We start from the raw sequence: 13,868 nt of genomic DNA, 5'->3' as shown, positions 1-13,868 counted from the left end.
GGCGCTCCCGTCAGGCCGGCTTGACGTACTCGGCGAAGTGCCGCGCGTCGAACAGATCGGGCCACAGCCCGCGGTCGAGCCCGAGCTCCCTGCCCCGCCGCAGCATGTGCCGCCAGTACGGCTTCACCGGCGGCCACAGCGTCCCGGCCTGGCAGTAGGAGGTGTCGACCAGGTAGCGCGGCTTGCCGGGCAGGCCGGGCCGGGGACGGCGGGCGTGGAAGAGGGCCGAGTGCATGACGATCGTCGAGCCGGGCGGCAGGTCCTCGATGAGCACCTCGCCGGGCAGCCACGCCGTGCCGTACCGGGCCCGCGCGTCCTTCTCCGCGACCTCCCGGTGCGAACCGGGCAGCACCGCGAGCGCCGAGGTCTCCTCGTCCAGCCCGTCGAGGTAGTGCAGCGTGTGGATCATCGTGTACGCCCGGTGGGCCTGCGGCCGCTGCTCATAGTCGTGATGCCAGGGCTTGCCGGCCAGACCGGGAGCCTGCCGGTCGCTGTGCAGGTGGTGGAAGACGAAGGAGGGACCCATCAGCTGACTGAGCACGGCCATGAGCGGCGGGTGGCCGATCAGCTCGCCATGCGCGTCGAGCTCCAGCTCCATGATCGGCGGCAGCCCGTACAGCTCGGGGTTGGTGGTGGAGGCGATCGAACGGGCGCGCAGGCCGTCGTCCACCCACTTGTCGGCCTCGGGGCGCAGCCTGGCAACCAGGCCCTCGGGCAGGAAGGCGGGCAGGACCAGGTAGCCGTCCTCGGCGAACCGGTCGAGGGTCAGGTCGTCCAGGCGCGGCAGTTCGACAGTGGAGGCGTACCTAGGCGTCATGGGACCAATCTCCATTCCGGGAAGGGGTTGGCAGGTTGTTGCCAGATTTGACAACCTTGCGCCATTCATGCTGCCCAACGGGGGCGATAGTGGATATGCTGAAAGGTGCGACTAGGGGGATGGCTCGTCGATCTAGTGGCCGCCCCTTACGGGTGTCCTGCCCGGCCGCGGCGTTCTAGGGTGGAACCCGTGGAGCAGCGAGCATTTGGCAGATCAGGACAATCCGCTTCGGTGGTCGGTCTCGGCACCTGGCAACTCGGCGCCGACTGGGGGAACGTGGACGAGCGCGACGCGCTCGCCATCCTCGACGCCGCCGTCGCGTCGGGCGTGACCTTCCTCGACACCGCCGACGTGTACGGCGACGGCCGCAGCGAACGCCTCATCGGCCGGTTCCTGCGCGAGCACGACGGCCTCACGGTCGCCACCAAGATGGGCCGCCGCGGCCCGCAGGACCCGGCCGAGTTCACGCTGAAGAACTTCGTCGAGTGGACCGACCGTTCGCGCGCCAATCTCGGCGTCGACCGGCTCGACCTGGTGCAACTGCACTGCCCGCCGACCCCGGTGTTCGACACCGGCGAGGTCTACGACGCGCTCGACACGCTCGTGCGGGATGACCGGATCGCCGCCTACGGCGTGAGCGTCGAGACCTGCGACGAGGCGCTGGCCGCGATCGCCCGGCCGGGTGTGGCCAGTGTGCAGATCATCCTCAACGCCTTCCGCCGCAAGCCGCTGGAACGTGTGCTCCCGGCGGCGCGGGCGGCCGGGGTCGCGATCATCGCCCGGGTGCCGCTGGCGTCAGGCCTGCTGTCGGGGCGCTTCCGCCGCGACACCGTCTTCGCCGTCGACGACCATCGTGCTTACAACCGGCACGGCGAGGCGTTCGACGTGGGGGAGACGTTCTCCGGCGTCGACTACGAGACCGGCCTGGAGGCGGCGGCCGAGTTCGCCGCCCTGGCCCCGGCCGGTGCTACCCCTGCCCAGACGGCCCTGCGCTGGGTGATCCAGCAGCCCGGCGTGACCACGGTGATCCCGGGCGCCAGCACGGTGGACCAGGCCAGAGCCAACGCCGCAGCCGCCGCCCTGCCCGCCCTGCCGCCCGAGACACTGGCCGCCGTCGAAGACCTTTACGACCGCCGCATCCGCGCCCAGGTTCACGACCGCTGGTAACCGCTGATCAGGCGTAGGGCGTCGGCTGCGGCTGGGGAAAGAGCGTCTGTGAGGGTTGTGATCGGCAGCCAGGCCACCTCGTCCGTGGTGCCGTTCACCTCGGTCACCGCCGGAGAGCCCGGGGCGACCTCGGCGATGTGGAACAGGCCGACCAGGTGCGAGCTCACCCCGAGCCGCGTCACAGCGTACGTCCTGGCGGCCACCAGGCGTGCGGCGGTGAGGTCGAGGCCGGTCTCCTCGCGCAGTTCGCGGACACGCGCGTGCGTACCTCACCGCTCAAGGCGAGCACCCGGCTCAAGGCGAGCATCCGATACGGCGAGCGCGATCGTGGTGTCGAGCATGAGGCGCAGGGTCGACTCGCAGGCGGCGAGGTCGTAGTCGTCGGTCAGGTATCGGGTCACGATCCCGTCGAAGCCGCTGAGGAAGAAGCGGGCGATCTCCTCGGCGGGCAGCGCGAGATCCTGCCCGGCGCGCGTGGCGGCGTCGGAGAGCAGGCGCGCCGCGGTGGCGTCGAGGTTGTGGGTGAACTCGGAGGCCACCTGCCGCAACACTGGGTCACGCAGCGAGAGCATGATCAGCTCCGTCAGCAGCCGGTAGCGCTCGCGCTCCTCGGTGACCGTTCGCCACAGCTCGTTGACCAGTGCCGAGACCGTCTCGCCGAAGTCGGCGTCGGTGGGCAGCGCCGCCTGAACGCGGGCGACCAGAGACCTGCCGAGCTCCTCCAGCACCGACCGGTAGAGCGCCTGCTTGGAGCCGAAGGTGTAGTGCACCATCGCCTGCGCGACACCCGCTTCGGCGGCGATGGCCCTGGTGCTCCCGGCCGCGACGCCTTCCCGGGCCATGAGCCCGATCGCCGCCTCCACGATCTGCGGGCGCCGCTCGGCGGCGGGAACATGAGCCATGCCCGCACCCTATCGGCTGTGACCTGCACGAAGCTCCCACGTCACAGGCCGAGCAAGGGGAAAGCGCCGCGAACGGGCTGACCCGCGAAGCCCCCGAGCTCCAGGGTTTCGCCGGTCATCGGCCTTCCGGGGTGGTGGGAGGTGGGTCACGAAGAGTTTGTTCGAGTGACTTAGTCGAGTGACAAAGTCTCGTGCTAGCCTGACGGCGAAGACGTACACCTGGAGAAGGGAACGTTCGCGTGTCCACAGCCGAGATTCCGTCGCCGCCCGCCCTGCCGATCGTCGGCCACGCCCTGAGCACGCCGGTGGACCGGCAGGTCGCTCACCTGTGCGAGCTGGCCCGCACCTGGGGCCCGATCTTCAAGCTGGGCGCCTTCGGGGAGGAGTCCGTGATCGTCACCGGGCTCGACCTCGTCACCGAACTCTGCGACGAGACCCGATTCCGCAAGAACGTCCACCCCGACCTGGTCAACCTGCGCCCTCTGGCGGGTGACGGCCTGTTCACCGCCTACGGCGATGAGCCCAACTGGCGCAAGGCGCACGACATCCTGCTCCCCGCCTTCTCCGTCGCCGCCATGCGCGGCTACCACGCGACCATGCTCGACGTCGCCAGGAAGCTGGTCGACTCCTGGTCGCGAAAGGGGCCGGAGCCCGTGCAAGTGAGCGCGGACATGACCCGGCTGACGCTCGACACCATCGGCCTGTGCGGATTCGGCTACGACTTCGCCTCGTTCGAGAGCGCGCAGCCGCACCCGTTCATCGGCTCGCTCGTCGGCGCCCTGGGATACGCGCAGGCCAAGGGCGCCTTCATCCCCGGCCTCGACGTCCTCTACCGCAAGCGCACCCGGCAGTTCCACCAGGACGTACGCGCCATGGAAGAACTCGTCGACGAGCTGATCAGGCTGCGCAGGCAGTCCGGCGACCAGAGCACCGGCGACCTGCTCGGCCGCATGCTCCACAGCATCGACCCCGAGACCGGCGAGCCGCTCGACGACCTCAACATCCGCTACCAGGTGATCACGTTCCTGATCGCCGGGCACGAGACCACTTCGGGCGCCCTCTCCTTCGCCCTGTACTACCTGGCCAGGAACCCGGTGGTGCTGGCCAGGGTCCAGGAGGAGGTGGACACGCTGTGGGGCGACGCGGCCGAGCCCGACCCGTCGTACGCCGACGTGGGCAGGCTGAGCTACACCCGCCAGGTGCTGATGGAGAGCCTGCGGCTGTGGCCGACGGCCCCGGGCTTCGCGGTGGAGGCGCTGGCCGACACGGTCATCGGCGGCCGGTACGAGATCAAGCAGGGCGAGTCGCTGTTCGTGCTGACGCCGCAACTGCACCGGGACCCGGCCTGGGGCAGGAACGTGGAGCTGTTCGACCCCGACCGCTTCGCCCCCGAGGCGCAGGACGCCCGGCCGCCGCACGCGTTCAAGGCGTTCGGCAGCGGTGAGCGGGCCTGCATCGGCAGGCAGTTCGCGCTGCACGAGGCGACGCTGGTGCTGGGGCTGCTGGCGCACCGCTTCCACCTGGCCGGCGCGGCGGACTACGACCTGGAGGTCAAGGAGACCCTCACGCTGAAGCCCGACGGCTTCACGCTCCAGGTCGAACCCCGCACGACCGCCGACCGCCGCACGCGCCCAGCGGCCACGGCGCCGCGGCCGGAGCCCGTCGAGAAGCTGGCCGCACCCGGCTCGCCCCTCACCATCCTCTACGGCTCCAACATGGGCACCTGCTCCGCCATCGCCCACGACCTCGCCGCCGAGGCGGAGGAACGCGGCTTCGCGGCCAAGGTCTCCTCCCTGGACGAGGCCGCCGGCACGCTGGCCGACACCCCGGTCGTCATCGTGGCCGCCTCCTACAACGGCCGCCCGACCGACGACGCGACCCGGTTCGTGGACTGGCTGGCCGAGGCGGACACGGTGCCCGGCACGCCGTACGCGGTGCTGGGGGTGGGCGACCGCAACTGGGCGGCCACGTTCCAGCGCGTCCCGAAGCTCATCGACGAACGGCTGGCCGCCACGGGCGCGACCCGCCTGGCCGAGCGGGGCGTCGCGGACGCCTCAGGCGACCTGGAAGGCGCCATCGACGCCTGGTCAGCCAACCTGTGGCCGGCCCTGACCGGCCCCGAAAAGACCCAGGTCAGCGCCGTGCCGGAGGGTCCAGCCTTCCGCCTCGAACCCGTGACCAGAACACCGGCCGAGGAGCGCGCCGAGCACCACGGCGTGCGCCCCATGCGCGTCCTGCTGGCCGAACCGCTCACCCACCCGGACGGCCGCCAGAAGCGCCACCTCCGCCTGGAGCTCCCGCAAGGCGCCACCTACCGCACCGGCGACCACCTGGCCGTCCTGCCGGAGAACCCGCCGCACCTGGTCGAGCGCGCCGCCGCCCGCTTCGGCCTCAACCCCGCCCAGCTGGTACGGCTCCGCCAGGCCCGCCGCACCCGCACCCAGCTCCCGGTGGACACCCCGGTAACCGTGCGCGAACTCCTGTCGGGCTTCCTGGAACTCCAACGCCCGGCCACCGCCACCCAGATACGCGCCCTGGCCGCCCACACCCGCTGCCCGAACACCAAGGCCGCCCTGGAAGCCGAGGACCCGGCAAGCACCACGGTCCTGACCCTGCTGGACGAGCATCCGGCGTGCGAGCTGCCGTTCGAGGTGTTCCTGGAGCTCATGCCGGCCCTGCGCCCGCGCAACTACTCGATCTCCACCTCCCCGCTGACCCACCCAGGCGCGGTGGACCTGATGGTCTCGCAGCTGAGCGCCCCGAGCCGGACCGGCGCCGGATGGTTCCACGGCGTCGCCTCCAGCCACCTGGCCGAGGTGGAGCCAGGCGCCATAGTGCAGGCCCGGGTGGTACCAGGCCCGACAGCCTTCCACGGCCTGTCGGACGAACACATCCCGGCGATCCTGGTCAGCGCCGGCACCGGCCTGGCCCCGTTCCGCGGCGTCGTCATGGAACGTCTGCACCGCCGCGCAAGCGGCACGCTGCTGTGCTACTTCGGCTGCGACGCCCCGGAGATCGACTACCTGCACCGCGCCGAACTGGAGGCGGCCGAAGCAGCAGGCGTGGTCAGTTTGCGCCCGACATTCAGCGAGACCCCGCAGAACGGCCAGCGCTACGTCCAGGACCGCCTGCTGCACGAGGCGGACGAGGTGTGGCACGTGCTGGAGGCCGGCGGCCGCGTCTACGTCTGCGGCGACGGCACCCGCATGGCCCCCGCGGTACGCGCGGCCCTGACCCGCATCCACCGCGAGCGCACCGCCGCCGACCAGGCCGCGAGCGAGACCTGGCTGGAGGAACTACGCGCGACGGAACGCTACTGCGAGGACATCTGGGAAGGCTGAAGATTGGCTGAGGGGCGTTTTGTCCGGTCCGCGGGGTTCGCATAATGGGCGGATGACCAGTTCGGCGCGGGTGATGGTGGTCGAGGACGCGGAGGCGATCCGGCTCGCCGTGCTGTCCGGGCTGGGGTCGGCGGGGTACGTGGCTCGTGGGGTGCCTGACGGGGCCGGGTTCGAGCAGGAGCTCAACACCTTCCAGCCCGACCTGGTCGTGCTTGATCTCATGCTGCCCGGCCGCGACGGGTTCGCGTTGCTGGAGGTGGTGCGTGGGCGCAGCGACGCCGGGGTCATCGTGCTCACGGCCAGGGACGGCGTCTCGGACCGGTTGCGCGGGCTGCAGGCGGGCGCCGACGACTACGTGGTCAAGCCGTTCGAGCTGTCCGAGCTGACCGCGCGGGTCGGCGCGGTGCTCAGGCGGCTGCGCCGTACGCCGTCGACGCTGCAGATCGGCAGCCTGATCATCGACGTGGACAAGGGACTGGTCCTGCGGGACGGCCGGCCGGTCGAGCTGACCAGGACCGAGCTGCGGCTGCTCGGCCACCTGGCGCTCCACCGCGGCCAGGTGCTGAGCAAGACACAGCTGCTCACCAGCGTCTGGGGTTACGACGCCTACGACCCCAACCTGGTCGAGGTGCACGTCAGCGCGCTGCGCCGCAAGCTCGAAAGCTCGGGGGAGCGGGTCCTGCACACCGTGCGCGGGCTTGGCTACGTTCTGGATGGTCCACGATGAGGCGGTACGGCAGGCCTGCCGGCTCCCTGCGCGGCCGGGTCGCCGGGGCGACGTTGCTGGTCGTGGCCGTCACGCTGGTCGTGCTGCTGGTGGCCGTGGACGCGCTGTTCGGCCTGCTGGCCAGGAACCAGGCACAGGACCGGCTCGTGGACCGCGCCCAGTTCGCCGTCCAGCTCGACCGGCGCAAGGTCCTGCCGGACCGGCTGGTGCGCCGGGTCAGCGGCGCCGGCATCGAGGCGGAGCTCGTGGACCTGGCCGGTCGCCGCCACACGCTCGGCGGCTTCGCGGCCGACCTCGGCGACCTGACCCTGACCAGGCGGTTGCCGGGCGGCGGGCTGCTCACGCTCTATGCCGACACCGAGACGATCGACGGGCCGCGCACCACGCTGCGCATGCTGATGCTGGTCGCGGGCCTGGCTGCGCTGGCCGCGCTGGGTTTCGTGCTGCCCGTCGCGCTGCGGCGCGCGACCCGGCCGATGGACGACCTGGCGGGGCTGGCCAGGCAGATCGCCCAGGGGCAGCGGGGCAAGCGGCTGGCGCCGGAGCGTACCGACACCGAGCTGGGCCGCACCGCCGCCGCGTTCGACTCCATGCTCGACTCGCTGGAGGGCGCCGAGCTGCAGGCCCGCGAGTCGGAGAACCGTTCGCGGCAGTTCCTCGCCGACGTCGCCCATGAGCTGCGCACACCGCTGGCCGGCATCCAGGCGACGGCCGAGGCGGTGCTCCAGGCGCCCGCCGCGATGCCGGCCGAGGAGCGCGAGCGCATGCAGTTGCTGCTGGTGCGCGAGACGCGGCGGGCGGGCCGCCTGGTGGACGATCTGCTCGCGCTGGCCAGGATCGACGCGGGGCTCGGCCTGCATCGCGAGCCGGTCCAGCTGCGGGCGCTGTGTGAGGCGGAGGCCGACCGGGTCATGCTGCGCGCGCCGGAGATCACGGTGGCGGTCGAGGGGGAGGAGGCGACGGTGATCGGCGACGCCCAGCGGCTCGGCCAGGTCATCGCCAACCTGCTCGACAACGCCCGCCGGCACACCCCGCCGGACGGCCTGGTCACCGTGACGGTCAAGGGGGCGGACGGCGAGGCGATCGTGGACGTGGCCGACACCGGTCCCGGGGTGCCGCCGTCGGCGCGCGACCTGATCTTTCACCGGTTCGTCCGCCGGGACACCAGCTCGGGCGGCGCCGGGCTCGGCCTGCCGATCGCCCGTGGCCTGGCCCTGGCCCACGGCGGCACGCTGACCTGCGAGGAGTCGCCGTCGGGTGCGGTGTTCCGGCTCCGCCTGCCAGCATGGGCGGATGGCTCTGCTCCATGACATCGTGTTCGACTGCCGCCACCCCGCCGCGCTGGCGAGGTTCTGGGCGGAACTGCTCGACGACTACGCCGTGGCCCCGTACGACGAGGCCGAACTGGAACGGCTGCGCGCTCTCGGCCTGTCCGGCCCGGAGGAGGACCCGACGGTGCTGGTCGAAGGGCCGCAGGGTGCGCCGAGGGTGTGGTTCGTGCTCGTGCCCGAGCCCAAGACGGTGAAGAACCGGGTGCACCTCGACGTCCGCGCGGCCGACGTCGAGGCCGAGGGCGAACGCCTGCGGGCGCTCGGCGCCGTCGAGGTGGCCAGGCACCAGAACTGGATCGTGCTGGCCGACCCCGAGGGCAACGAGTTCTGCCTACAGCCCGCGGGCGGTGGCTAGCCGTTTGGCCAGGTCGTCGGCGCGTACCCGGTTCTCCAACTGGTGGGGGTCCGCGCGCAGGTCGTAGTATTCGCGGAACTTCACCCCGCCGCCGTCGTAATACTCGGTGTAGATGCGGGAGCCGGTGTAGATCGACGCCCAGACGCCCGGCCCGGGGCCGTCGGCCTGGCCGTGGAACTCCAGGAACAGGTGGCTGCGCCGGCCGCCGCGCAGCAGGGAGGTGCCGTCCATCCGGGTACGCGGCCGGATCCCGGCGGCGTCCAGGATGGTCGGGGCGACGTCGATGTTGGCGGCCAGGCGGTCGTCGTCGGTGCCCTTGCCGAAGCCGCCCGCCGGCCACGACAGGTAGAACGGCACGCGGAAGGCCGGCTGGTAGGGCACGCTCTTGCCGATGTGGCCGTGCTCGGCCCAGCTGAAGCCGTTGTCGCCGATGAAGATGATCAGCGTGTCGTCCAGCTTGCCCTGGGCCACGAGCTCCGCCCTGACCGCCTTGAACAGGTCGTCCACCGACTTCAGCGTGCGTAGCTGGGCCTGGCGGACCTTCTGTCCCGCGGCCAGGTCTTGGGTGGCGTTCTGGATGAAGGGTGGCTTGTCGCTCTTGTCGGTCTCGGTTACGGCGGGGTTGCCGTCCCAGGCGGGCACGGGCAGGTTGGCGTACTTGTCCTCGGGGGTGTTGGGCCCGTGGGAGGCGTACGGCGACAGGTACAGGAACCAGGGCTGGTCCTTGTTGGCCTTGATGAACTCCAGCGCGTGCCGCCTGATGAGCGTGGTCGTGTAGCCGGGGCGGCGGCCCACGGCGCCGTTGACGTTCCACTGGGCGCGCCGGTAGGCGGGGCGCATGATCGCGAAGTCGTCGAAGTTCGGCGGGGCCTGGGCCAGGTCCCAGGCGTTGAGGTACTTGCCGAACAGGCCGGTGCGGTAGCCGCCGGCGCGCAGGTGGCTCTGCACGGTGGTGTCCTGGTCGAGCCGGCCGGGTGCGGTGTTGTCGACGACGCCGTGGTTGCGGGCGTAGCGGCCGGACATGATCGACGAGCGTGAGGGCGAGCAGAGCGGCGTGGTGACGCAGCCCTGGGAGAACGTGACTCCCTGCCCGCCGATCAGGTCGACGATCGACGGGATCGCCCACTCGGTCTCTCGCCTGTGGTCGTCGGTGACGATCAGCAGGATGTTGGGGCGTTTCGGCTTGGCCGCGGCGGCCGGCGCGCTGGTGACCGCGGCTGCGGCAGCCGTACCTGCGATGAAGGTTCGTCTGCTGAGTTGACTCACGTCGCTGACCTCCAGAAAGCGGTAGTCCGCAATTATTGGCCGCTCTTGTGGGTTGATTTCCCGCCGAATGGGGCATTCCCAGCTTTCCTTAAGAAGGGGTGCAGTATGAACGAGATCCTGGTTCTGGGGGCGACGGGCTCGACGGGGCGTCGGGTGACGGACCTTCTGAGGTCCTCCGGCCATCCGGTACGGCCGGCGTCACGGCACGGCGAGGTGCGCTTCGACTGGAACGACCGGAGCACCTGGCGGCCCGCGCTGGCCGGAGCCGACCGCATGTATCTGATGGCGCCGGACGACCTGCCGGTGGACCCGGAGTTCGTGGCGGCGGCGGTCGAGGCGGGGTGCGCCGCATCGTGCTGCTGTCCAGCGGCGGCATCGAGGTGATGGGCGACGAGCGGCTGCTGGCCGCCGAGCGGGTGGTGCGCGGCTCCGGCGCTGAGTGGACGATCCTGCGGCCGTCGTGGTTCGACCAGAACTTCGACGAGGGCGCGATGCGTGAGGCGGTGCTGGCCGGCGAGGTCGCGGTCCCGCTGGGCGAGGCCCGTCAGGCCTTCGTGGACGCCGGTGACATCGCGGCCGTGGCGGCGGCGGCGCTGGTCGAGGACGGGCACGCGGGGCGCTCGTACGAGGTGACCGGGCCGCGCGCGCTGACGTTCGCCGAGGTGGTGGAGATCATCGGGCGGGCCTCGGGGCGGACGGTCCGCTATCTGGGCTCGGCGGCGGACTATCTGGCGGTCATGACCGGGTTCGGGCTGCCGGAGCCGGACGTGCGGGCGGAGATCGAGGCGTTCGCGGCGCTGCGTGCCGTCGGCGACGCCGTACCGACCGACGTGGTGCTGCGGGTCACGGGCCGGCCGCCCAAGTCCTTCGAGGATTTCGCGGCCGACGCGACATGGGGTTGACACCACTCCGTCTGTAGTACTACGTTGACAGCACTTCAAACGAAGTGGTCTCAAACAAAGGAACCAGATGCGAATCAAGCTCCCCAGCTCCATCACCGGCACCACCACCGAGCGGGCCAACGGCCGCGCCGCCAAGCGCGAGCTCGCCGTCCGCGACATCCAGCCCACCGGCCGCGCCAACCTGTCGCGCCGCCCGACCGCCGCCCCGCGCAGGAGCTCCTACTGAGGCTGCTCCTCCGCGAGGCGCAGGGCCTCCTCGATCAGGGTCTCCACGATCCGCGACTCAGGAACGGTCTTGATCACCTTGCCCTTCACGAAGATCTGTCCCTTGCCGTTGCCCGAGGCCACGCCCAGGTCCGCTTCGCGGGCCTCGCCCGGCCCGTTCACCACGCAGCCCATGACCGCCACACGTAGCGGGAACGGGAAGCCCTCCAGCCCGGCCGACACCTCCTCGGCCAGGCGGTAGACGTCCACCTGTGCCCGTCCGCAGGACGGGCACGAGACGATCTCCAGCTTGCGCTGCCGCAGCCCCAGAGATTCGAGGATGCCGATGCCGACCTTGACCTCCTCCACCGGAGGCGCCGACAGTGACACCCGGATCGTGTCGCCGACGCCCTCCGCCAGCAGCACGCCGAAGGCCACCGCCGACTTGACCGTCCCCTGCATGAGTGGCCCCGCCTCGGTCACGCCGAGGTGCAGCGGGTAGTCGCAGCGCGCGGCGAGGCGGCGGTAGGCGGCGATCATCACCACCGGGTCGTGGTGCTTGACCGAGATCTTGATGTCGCGGAAGCCGTGCTCCTCGAACAGGGAGCACTCCCACAGCGCCGACTCCACCAGGGCCTCCGGCGTCGCCTTGCCGTGCTTCTCCAGCAGCCGGGGGTCCAGGGAGCCGGCGTTGACCCCGATCCTGATCGGGACGCCCGCGTCCCCCGCCGCCCGCGCGATCTCACCCACCTTGTCGTCGAACTTCCTGATGTTGCCCGGGTTCACCCGCACCGCCGCGCACCCGGCGTCGATGGCGGCGAAGACGTAGCGCGGCTGGAAGTGGATGTCGGCTATCACCGGGATCTGCGACTTGCGGGCGATCTCGGGCAGCGCGTCGGCGTCGTCCTGCGTCGGCACCGCCACGCGTACGATCTGGCAGCCGGACGCGGTCAGCTCCGCGATCTGCTGCAGGGTCGCGTTGACGTCGTGGGTGGGCGTGGTGGTCATCGACTGCACGCTCACCGGCGCACCGCCACCGACCGGCACGCCGCCCACCATCACCTGCCGCGAGACCCTCGGCCTCCTCGTCGGCATTCCGAGCTCGATCATCGGGCCAGCTCCTTCCGTACGGCGTGCGCGATCCCCGAACCGGTCAGTCCCGCGTCGGCCAATAACCGCTCGCGCGAGCCGTGCGGGATGAACGCGGGGGGCAGCCCGAGCTGGCGCACCCGCGTCCCGCCCGCGCACGCCTGCGCGATCGCCGCGCCGACCCCACCGGTCACCACGCCGTCCTCGACGGTGACGACCAGGTGGTGCGCGGCCGCCGCCCCGACCAGGCCGGGGGCGACGGGCAGCACCCAGCGCGGGTCGACCACCCGCACCCCCACGCCCTCCGCGGCCAGCGTCGCCGCCGCCTCCACGCACGCCTCGGCCGTCGCGCCGACCGCGACGAGCAGCACGTCGTCGCCGGTGCTCCACAGCACGTCCAGGCCTTCGGAACGTTCCACGGCGGCCAGCTCGGCGCCCGCCCCGGCCTTGGGGAAGCGCAGCGCGGTCGGGCCGTCCACCGCCACGGCCTCGTCGAGCAGTTCGCGCAGCCGCCGGACGTCGCGCGGCGCGGCCACCCGCAGGCCCGGAACCGCCGACAGGATCGCCAGGTCCCACATGCCGTGGTGGCTGGGGCCGTCGGGACCGGTGATGCCCGCCCGGTCCAGCACGATCGTGATCGGCAGCCGCTGCATGGCCACGTCCAGGAGCACCTGGTCGAAGGCGCGGTTGAGGAAGGTGGCGTAGACGGCGACCACCGGGTGGAAGCCCTCCAGCGCCAGCCCGGCCGCCGACACCATCGCGTGCTGCTCGGCGATGCCCACGTCGAACATCCGCCCGGGGAAGCGCCGGCCGAACGCCTCAAGCCCGGTGGGCCCGGCCATCGCCGCGGTGATCGCCACCAGGTCGGGCCTGGCCTCGCCGAGCGCGCACAACCGCTCGGAGAAGACGTGGGTCCAGGTCTGGCCCCCGGCCGACAGCGGTTTCCCGGTACGCGGGTCGCTGGCCGGGATGGCGTGCATGTGCTCGCCCAGATCCAGCTCGGCGGGGCGGTAGCCGTACCCCTTGCGGGTCTTGCAGTGCACGACGCTGGGGCTCGGCAGCGTGCGCGCGGTGCGCAGCGCGCGCTCGACGGCGGCGATGTCGTGGCCGTCGACGGGGCCGAGGTAGACGAAGCCGAGGTTCTCCAGCAGCGTGCCGAGGTTGCGGGCGCAGCCGCCGTGAGTGGGGGCGTAGGAGCGGCCGTTGTCGTTGAGCACGATGACGACCGGGCGGCTCTCGCCGTCGCTCAGGTTGTTGAGCGACTCCCAGGCCAGCCCGCCGGTCAGCGCGCCGTCGCCGACCACGGCCACCACCGCGCGGCTCTCCTCGCCCTTGAGCCTGCGGGCCTTGGCGATGCCGTCGGCGTAGGCGAGCGCGGTGGAGGCGTGGGAGTTGTCGATGTGGTCGTGCGGCGACTCCTCGCGCGAGGGGTAGCCGCTGAGGCCGCCGTGGGCGCGCAGGCTGTCGAAGTCGGCGCGTCGGCCGGTGAGCAGTTTGTGGACGTATGCCTGATGTCCGGTGTCGAACAGAAGTGTGTCCTCCGGGGAATGGAAGACGCGGTGCAAAGCAATCGTGATCTCGACCATGCCGAGGTTCGAGCCGAGGTGCCCGCCCCTCGCCATGACCTTCGCGATGAGGAACTCGCGGATCTCGCGAGCCAGTGCCCCCAGATGCGCAGCTGGGAGAAGGCGCAGGTCGCGGGGGCCGGAGATGGTTTGGAGCAGAGATTCGTCCAGTCCAGGAGGGGCCGCCATGGGTGCTCCGCAA

The 13,868-nt window shown here is 71.5% G+C and carries 14 protein-coding genes; 8 read left to right on the top strand and 6 right to left on the bottom strand.

The annotated features are described in order from the left end of the window. Window positions 1-10 precede the first annotated feature (10 nt). Window positions 11-817, bottom strand: coding sequence for a phytanoyl-CoA dioxygenase family protein (locus HNR40_RS27725; protein WP_184966262.1), 807 nt, complete (start codon window positions 815-817; stop codon window positions 11-13). A gap of 189 nt (window positions 818-1,006) precedes the next feature. Here HNR40_RS27725 and HNR40_RS27720 point away from each other — a divergent pair, with 189 nt between their 5' ends. Then, complete coding sequence (locus HNR40_RS27720; protein ID WP_184966260.1) at window positions 1,007-1,984, top strand: aldo/keto reductase; 978 nt, start codon at window positions 1,007-1,009, stop codon at window positions 1,982-1,984. On the opposite strand, the gene HNR40_RS27715 is transcribed toward HNR40_RS27720, so the two are convergent. Together HNR40_RS27715 and HNR40_RS27710 are read right to left on the bottom strand one after the other, a co-directional pair. Then, window positions 1,969-2,166, bottom strand: a complete 198-nt coding sequence (locus HNR40_RS27715; protein ID WP_512699315.1) for a hypothetical protein — start codon at window positions 2,164-2,166, stop codon at window positions 1,969-1,971. The genes HNR40_RS27720 and HNR40_RS27715 overlap by 16 nt on opposite strands. Before the next feature lie 87 nt (window positions 2,167-2,253). Then, the gene (locus HNR40_RS27710; protein WP_184966258.1) at window positions 2,254-2,886 is read right to left on the bottom strand and encodes a TetR/AcrR family transcriptional regulator; all 633 of its coding nucleotides are present in this window, start codon (window positions 2,884-2,886) and stop codon (window positions 2,254-2,256) included. A gap of 239 nt (window positions 2,887-3,125) precedes the next feature. Between HNR40_RS27710 and HNR40_RS57385 the strand changes: the two genes are divergently transcribed. Genes HNR40_RS57385 through HNR40_RS27690 form a run of 4 tightly spaced genes read left to right on the top strand, consistent with a single transcriptional unit; the run spans window position 3,126 to window position 8,640 of the window. Continuing rightward, window positions 3,126-6,227, top strand: a complete 3,102-nt coding sequence (locus HNR40_RS57385) for a bifunctional cytochrome P450/NADPH--P450 reductase (protein WP_184966256.1) — start codon at window positions 3,126-3,128, stop codon at window positions 6,225-6,227. Between the two features lie 52 nt (window positions 6,228-6,279). Beyond that, the gene (locus HNR40_RS27700) at window positions 6,280-6,954 is read left to right on the top strand and encodes a response regulator transcription factor (protein WP_184966254.1); all 675 of its coding nucleotides are present in this window, start codon (window positions 6,280-6,282) and stop codon (window positions 6,952-6,954) included. After that, window positions 6,951-8,264 carry a HAMP domain-containing sensor histidine kinase gene (locus HNR40_RS27695; RefSeq protein WP_184966252.1) on the top strand — a complete coding sequence of 438 codons (1,314 nt, stop codon included), beginning with the start codon at window positions 6,951-6,953 and terminating at the stop codon, window positions 8,262-8,264. The genes HNR40_RS27700 and HNR40_RS27695 overlap by 4 nt, the downstream gene beginning before the upstream one ends. Beyond that, window positions 8,248-8,640: a VOC family protein gene (locus tag HNR40_RS27690; protein WP_184966249.1), complete on the top strand. Its 393-nt coding sequence runs from the start codon at window positions 8,248-8,250 to the stop codon at window positions 8,638-8,640. The genes HNR40_RS27695 and HNR40_RS27690 overlap by 17 nt, the downstream gene beginning before the upstream one ends. On the opposite strand, the gene HNR40_RS27685 is transcribed toward HNR40_RS27690, so the two are convergent. Then, on the bottom strand, window positions 8,617-9,906 hold the full coding sequence (locus HNR40_RS27685; RefSeq protein ID WP_221340851.1) for a sulfatase family protein: 1,290 nt from the start codon (window positions 9,904-9,906) through the stop codon (window positions 8,617-8,619). The two genes, HNR40_RS27690 and HNR40_RS27685, sit on opposite strands and share 24 nt — an antisense overlap. A gap of 105 nt (window positions 9,907-10,011) precedes the next feature. Between HNR40_RS27685 and HNR40_RS55020 the strand changes: the two genes are divergently transcribed. The 3 genes from HNR40_RS55020 (at window position 10,012) to HNR40_RS27675 (ending at window position 11,034) form a co-directional block, all read left to right on the top strand. Next, a complete protein-coding gene (locus tag HNR40_RS55020) occupies window positions 10,012-10,290 on the top strand; it encodes an SDR family oxidoreductase (protein ID WP_246509570.1) in 279 nt (92 codons plus the stop codon). Continuing rightward, on the top strand, window positions 10,248-10,808 hold the full coding sequence (locus HNR40_RS27680; RefSeq protein WP_246509499.1) for a Rossmann-fold NAD(P)-binding domain-containing protein: 561 nt from the start codon (window positions 10,248-10,250) through the stop codon (window positions 10,806-10,808). Before HNR40_RS55020 ends, HNR40_RS27680 begins: the two co-directional genes overlap by 43 nt. A gap of 67 nt (window positions 10,809-10,875) precedes the next feature. After that, window positions 10,876-11,034 carry a hypothetical protein gene (locus HNR40_RS27675; protein WP_184966245.1) on the top strand — a complete coding sequence of 53 codons (159 nt, stop codon included), beginning with the start codon at window positions 10,876-10,878 and terminating at the stop codon, window positions 11,032-11,034. Here HNR40_RS27675 and ispG read toward each other — a convergent pair. Together ispG and HNR40_RS27665 are read right to left on the bottom strand one after the other, a co-directional pair. After that, the gene (gene ispG / locus HNR40_RS27670; RefSeq protein WP_184966243.1) at window positions 11,028-12,122 is read right to left on the bottom strand and encodes a flavodoxin-dependent (E)-4-hydroxy-3-methylbut-2-enyl-diphosphate synthase; all 1,095 of its coding nucleotides are present in this window, start codon (window positions 12,120-12,122) and stop codon (window positions 11,028-11,030) included. The two genes, HNR40_RS27675 and ispG, sit on opposite strands and share 7 nt — an antisense overlap. After that, window positions 12,119-13,855, bottom strand: coding sequence for a 1-deoxy-D-xylulose-5-phosphate synthase (locus HNR40_RS27665; protein WP_184966241.1), 1,737 nt, complete (start codon window positions 13,853-13,855; stop codon window positions 12,119-12,121). The genes ispG and HNR40_RS27665 overlap by 4 nt, the downstream gene beginning before the upstream one ends. Window positions 13,856-13,868: the final 13 nt, after the last annotated feature.

The organism is Nonomuraea endophytica (assembly GCF_014203235.1).
Lineage (GTDB): Bacteria > Actinomycetota > Actinomycetes > Streptosporangiales > Streptosporangiaceae > Nonomuraea > Nonomuraea endophytica.
The sequence above is the reverse complement of the archived record's forward strand: the minus strand, read 5'-3'. Positions and strand labels throughout refer to the sequence as shown.

Coding starts and splice junctions, on each gene's coding strand:
- HNR40_RS27665 (WP_184966241.1), bottom strand. CDS start 13,855: ATGGCGGCCCCTCCTGGACTGGACGAATCTCTGCTCCAAACCATCTCC.
- HNR40_RS27710 (WP_184966258.1), bottom strand. CDS start 2,886: ATGGCTCATGTTCCCGCCGCCGAGCGGCGCCCGCAGATCGTGGAGGCG.
- ispG (WP_184966243.1), bottom strand. CDS start 12,122: ATGATCGAGCTCGGAATGCCGACGAGGAGGCCGAGGGTCTCGCGGCAG.
- HNR40_RS27690 (WP_184966249.1), top strand. CDS start 8,248: ATGGCTCTGCTCCATGACATCGTGTTCGACTGCCGCCACCCCGCCGCG.
- HNR40_RS27675 (WP_184966245.1), top strand. CDS start 10,876: ATGCGAATCAAGCTCCCCAGCTCCATCACCGGCACCACCACCGAGCGG.
- HNR40_RS55020 (WP_246509570.1), top strand. CDS start 10,012: ATGAACGAGATCCTGGTTCTGGGGGCGACGGGCTCGACGGGGCGTCGG.
- HNR40_RS27695 (WP_184966252.1), top strand. CDS start 6,951: ATGAGGCGGTACGGCAGGCCTGCCGGCTCCCTGCGCGGCCGGGTCGCC.
- HNR40_RS27700 (WP_184966254.1), top strand. CDS start 6,280: ATGACCAGTTCGGCGCGGGTGATGGTGGTCGAGGACGCGGAGGCGATC.
- HNR40_RS27725 (WP_184966262.1), bottom strand. CDS start 817: ATGACGCCTAGGTACGCCTCCACTGTCGAACTGCCGCGCCTGGACGAC.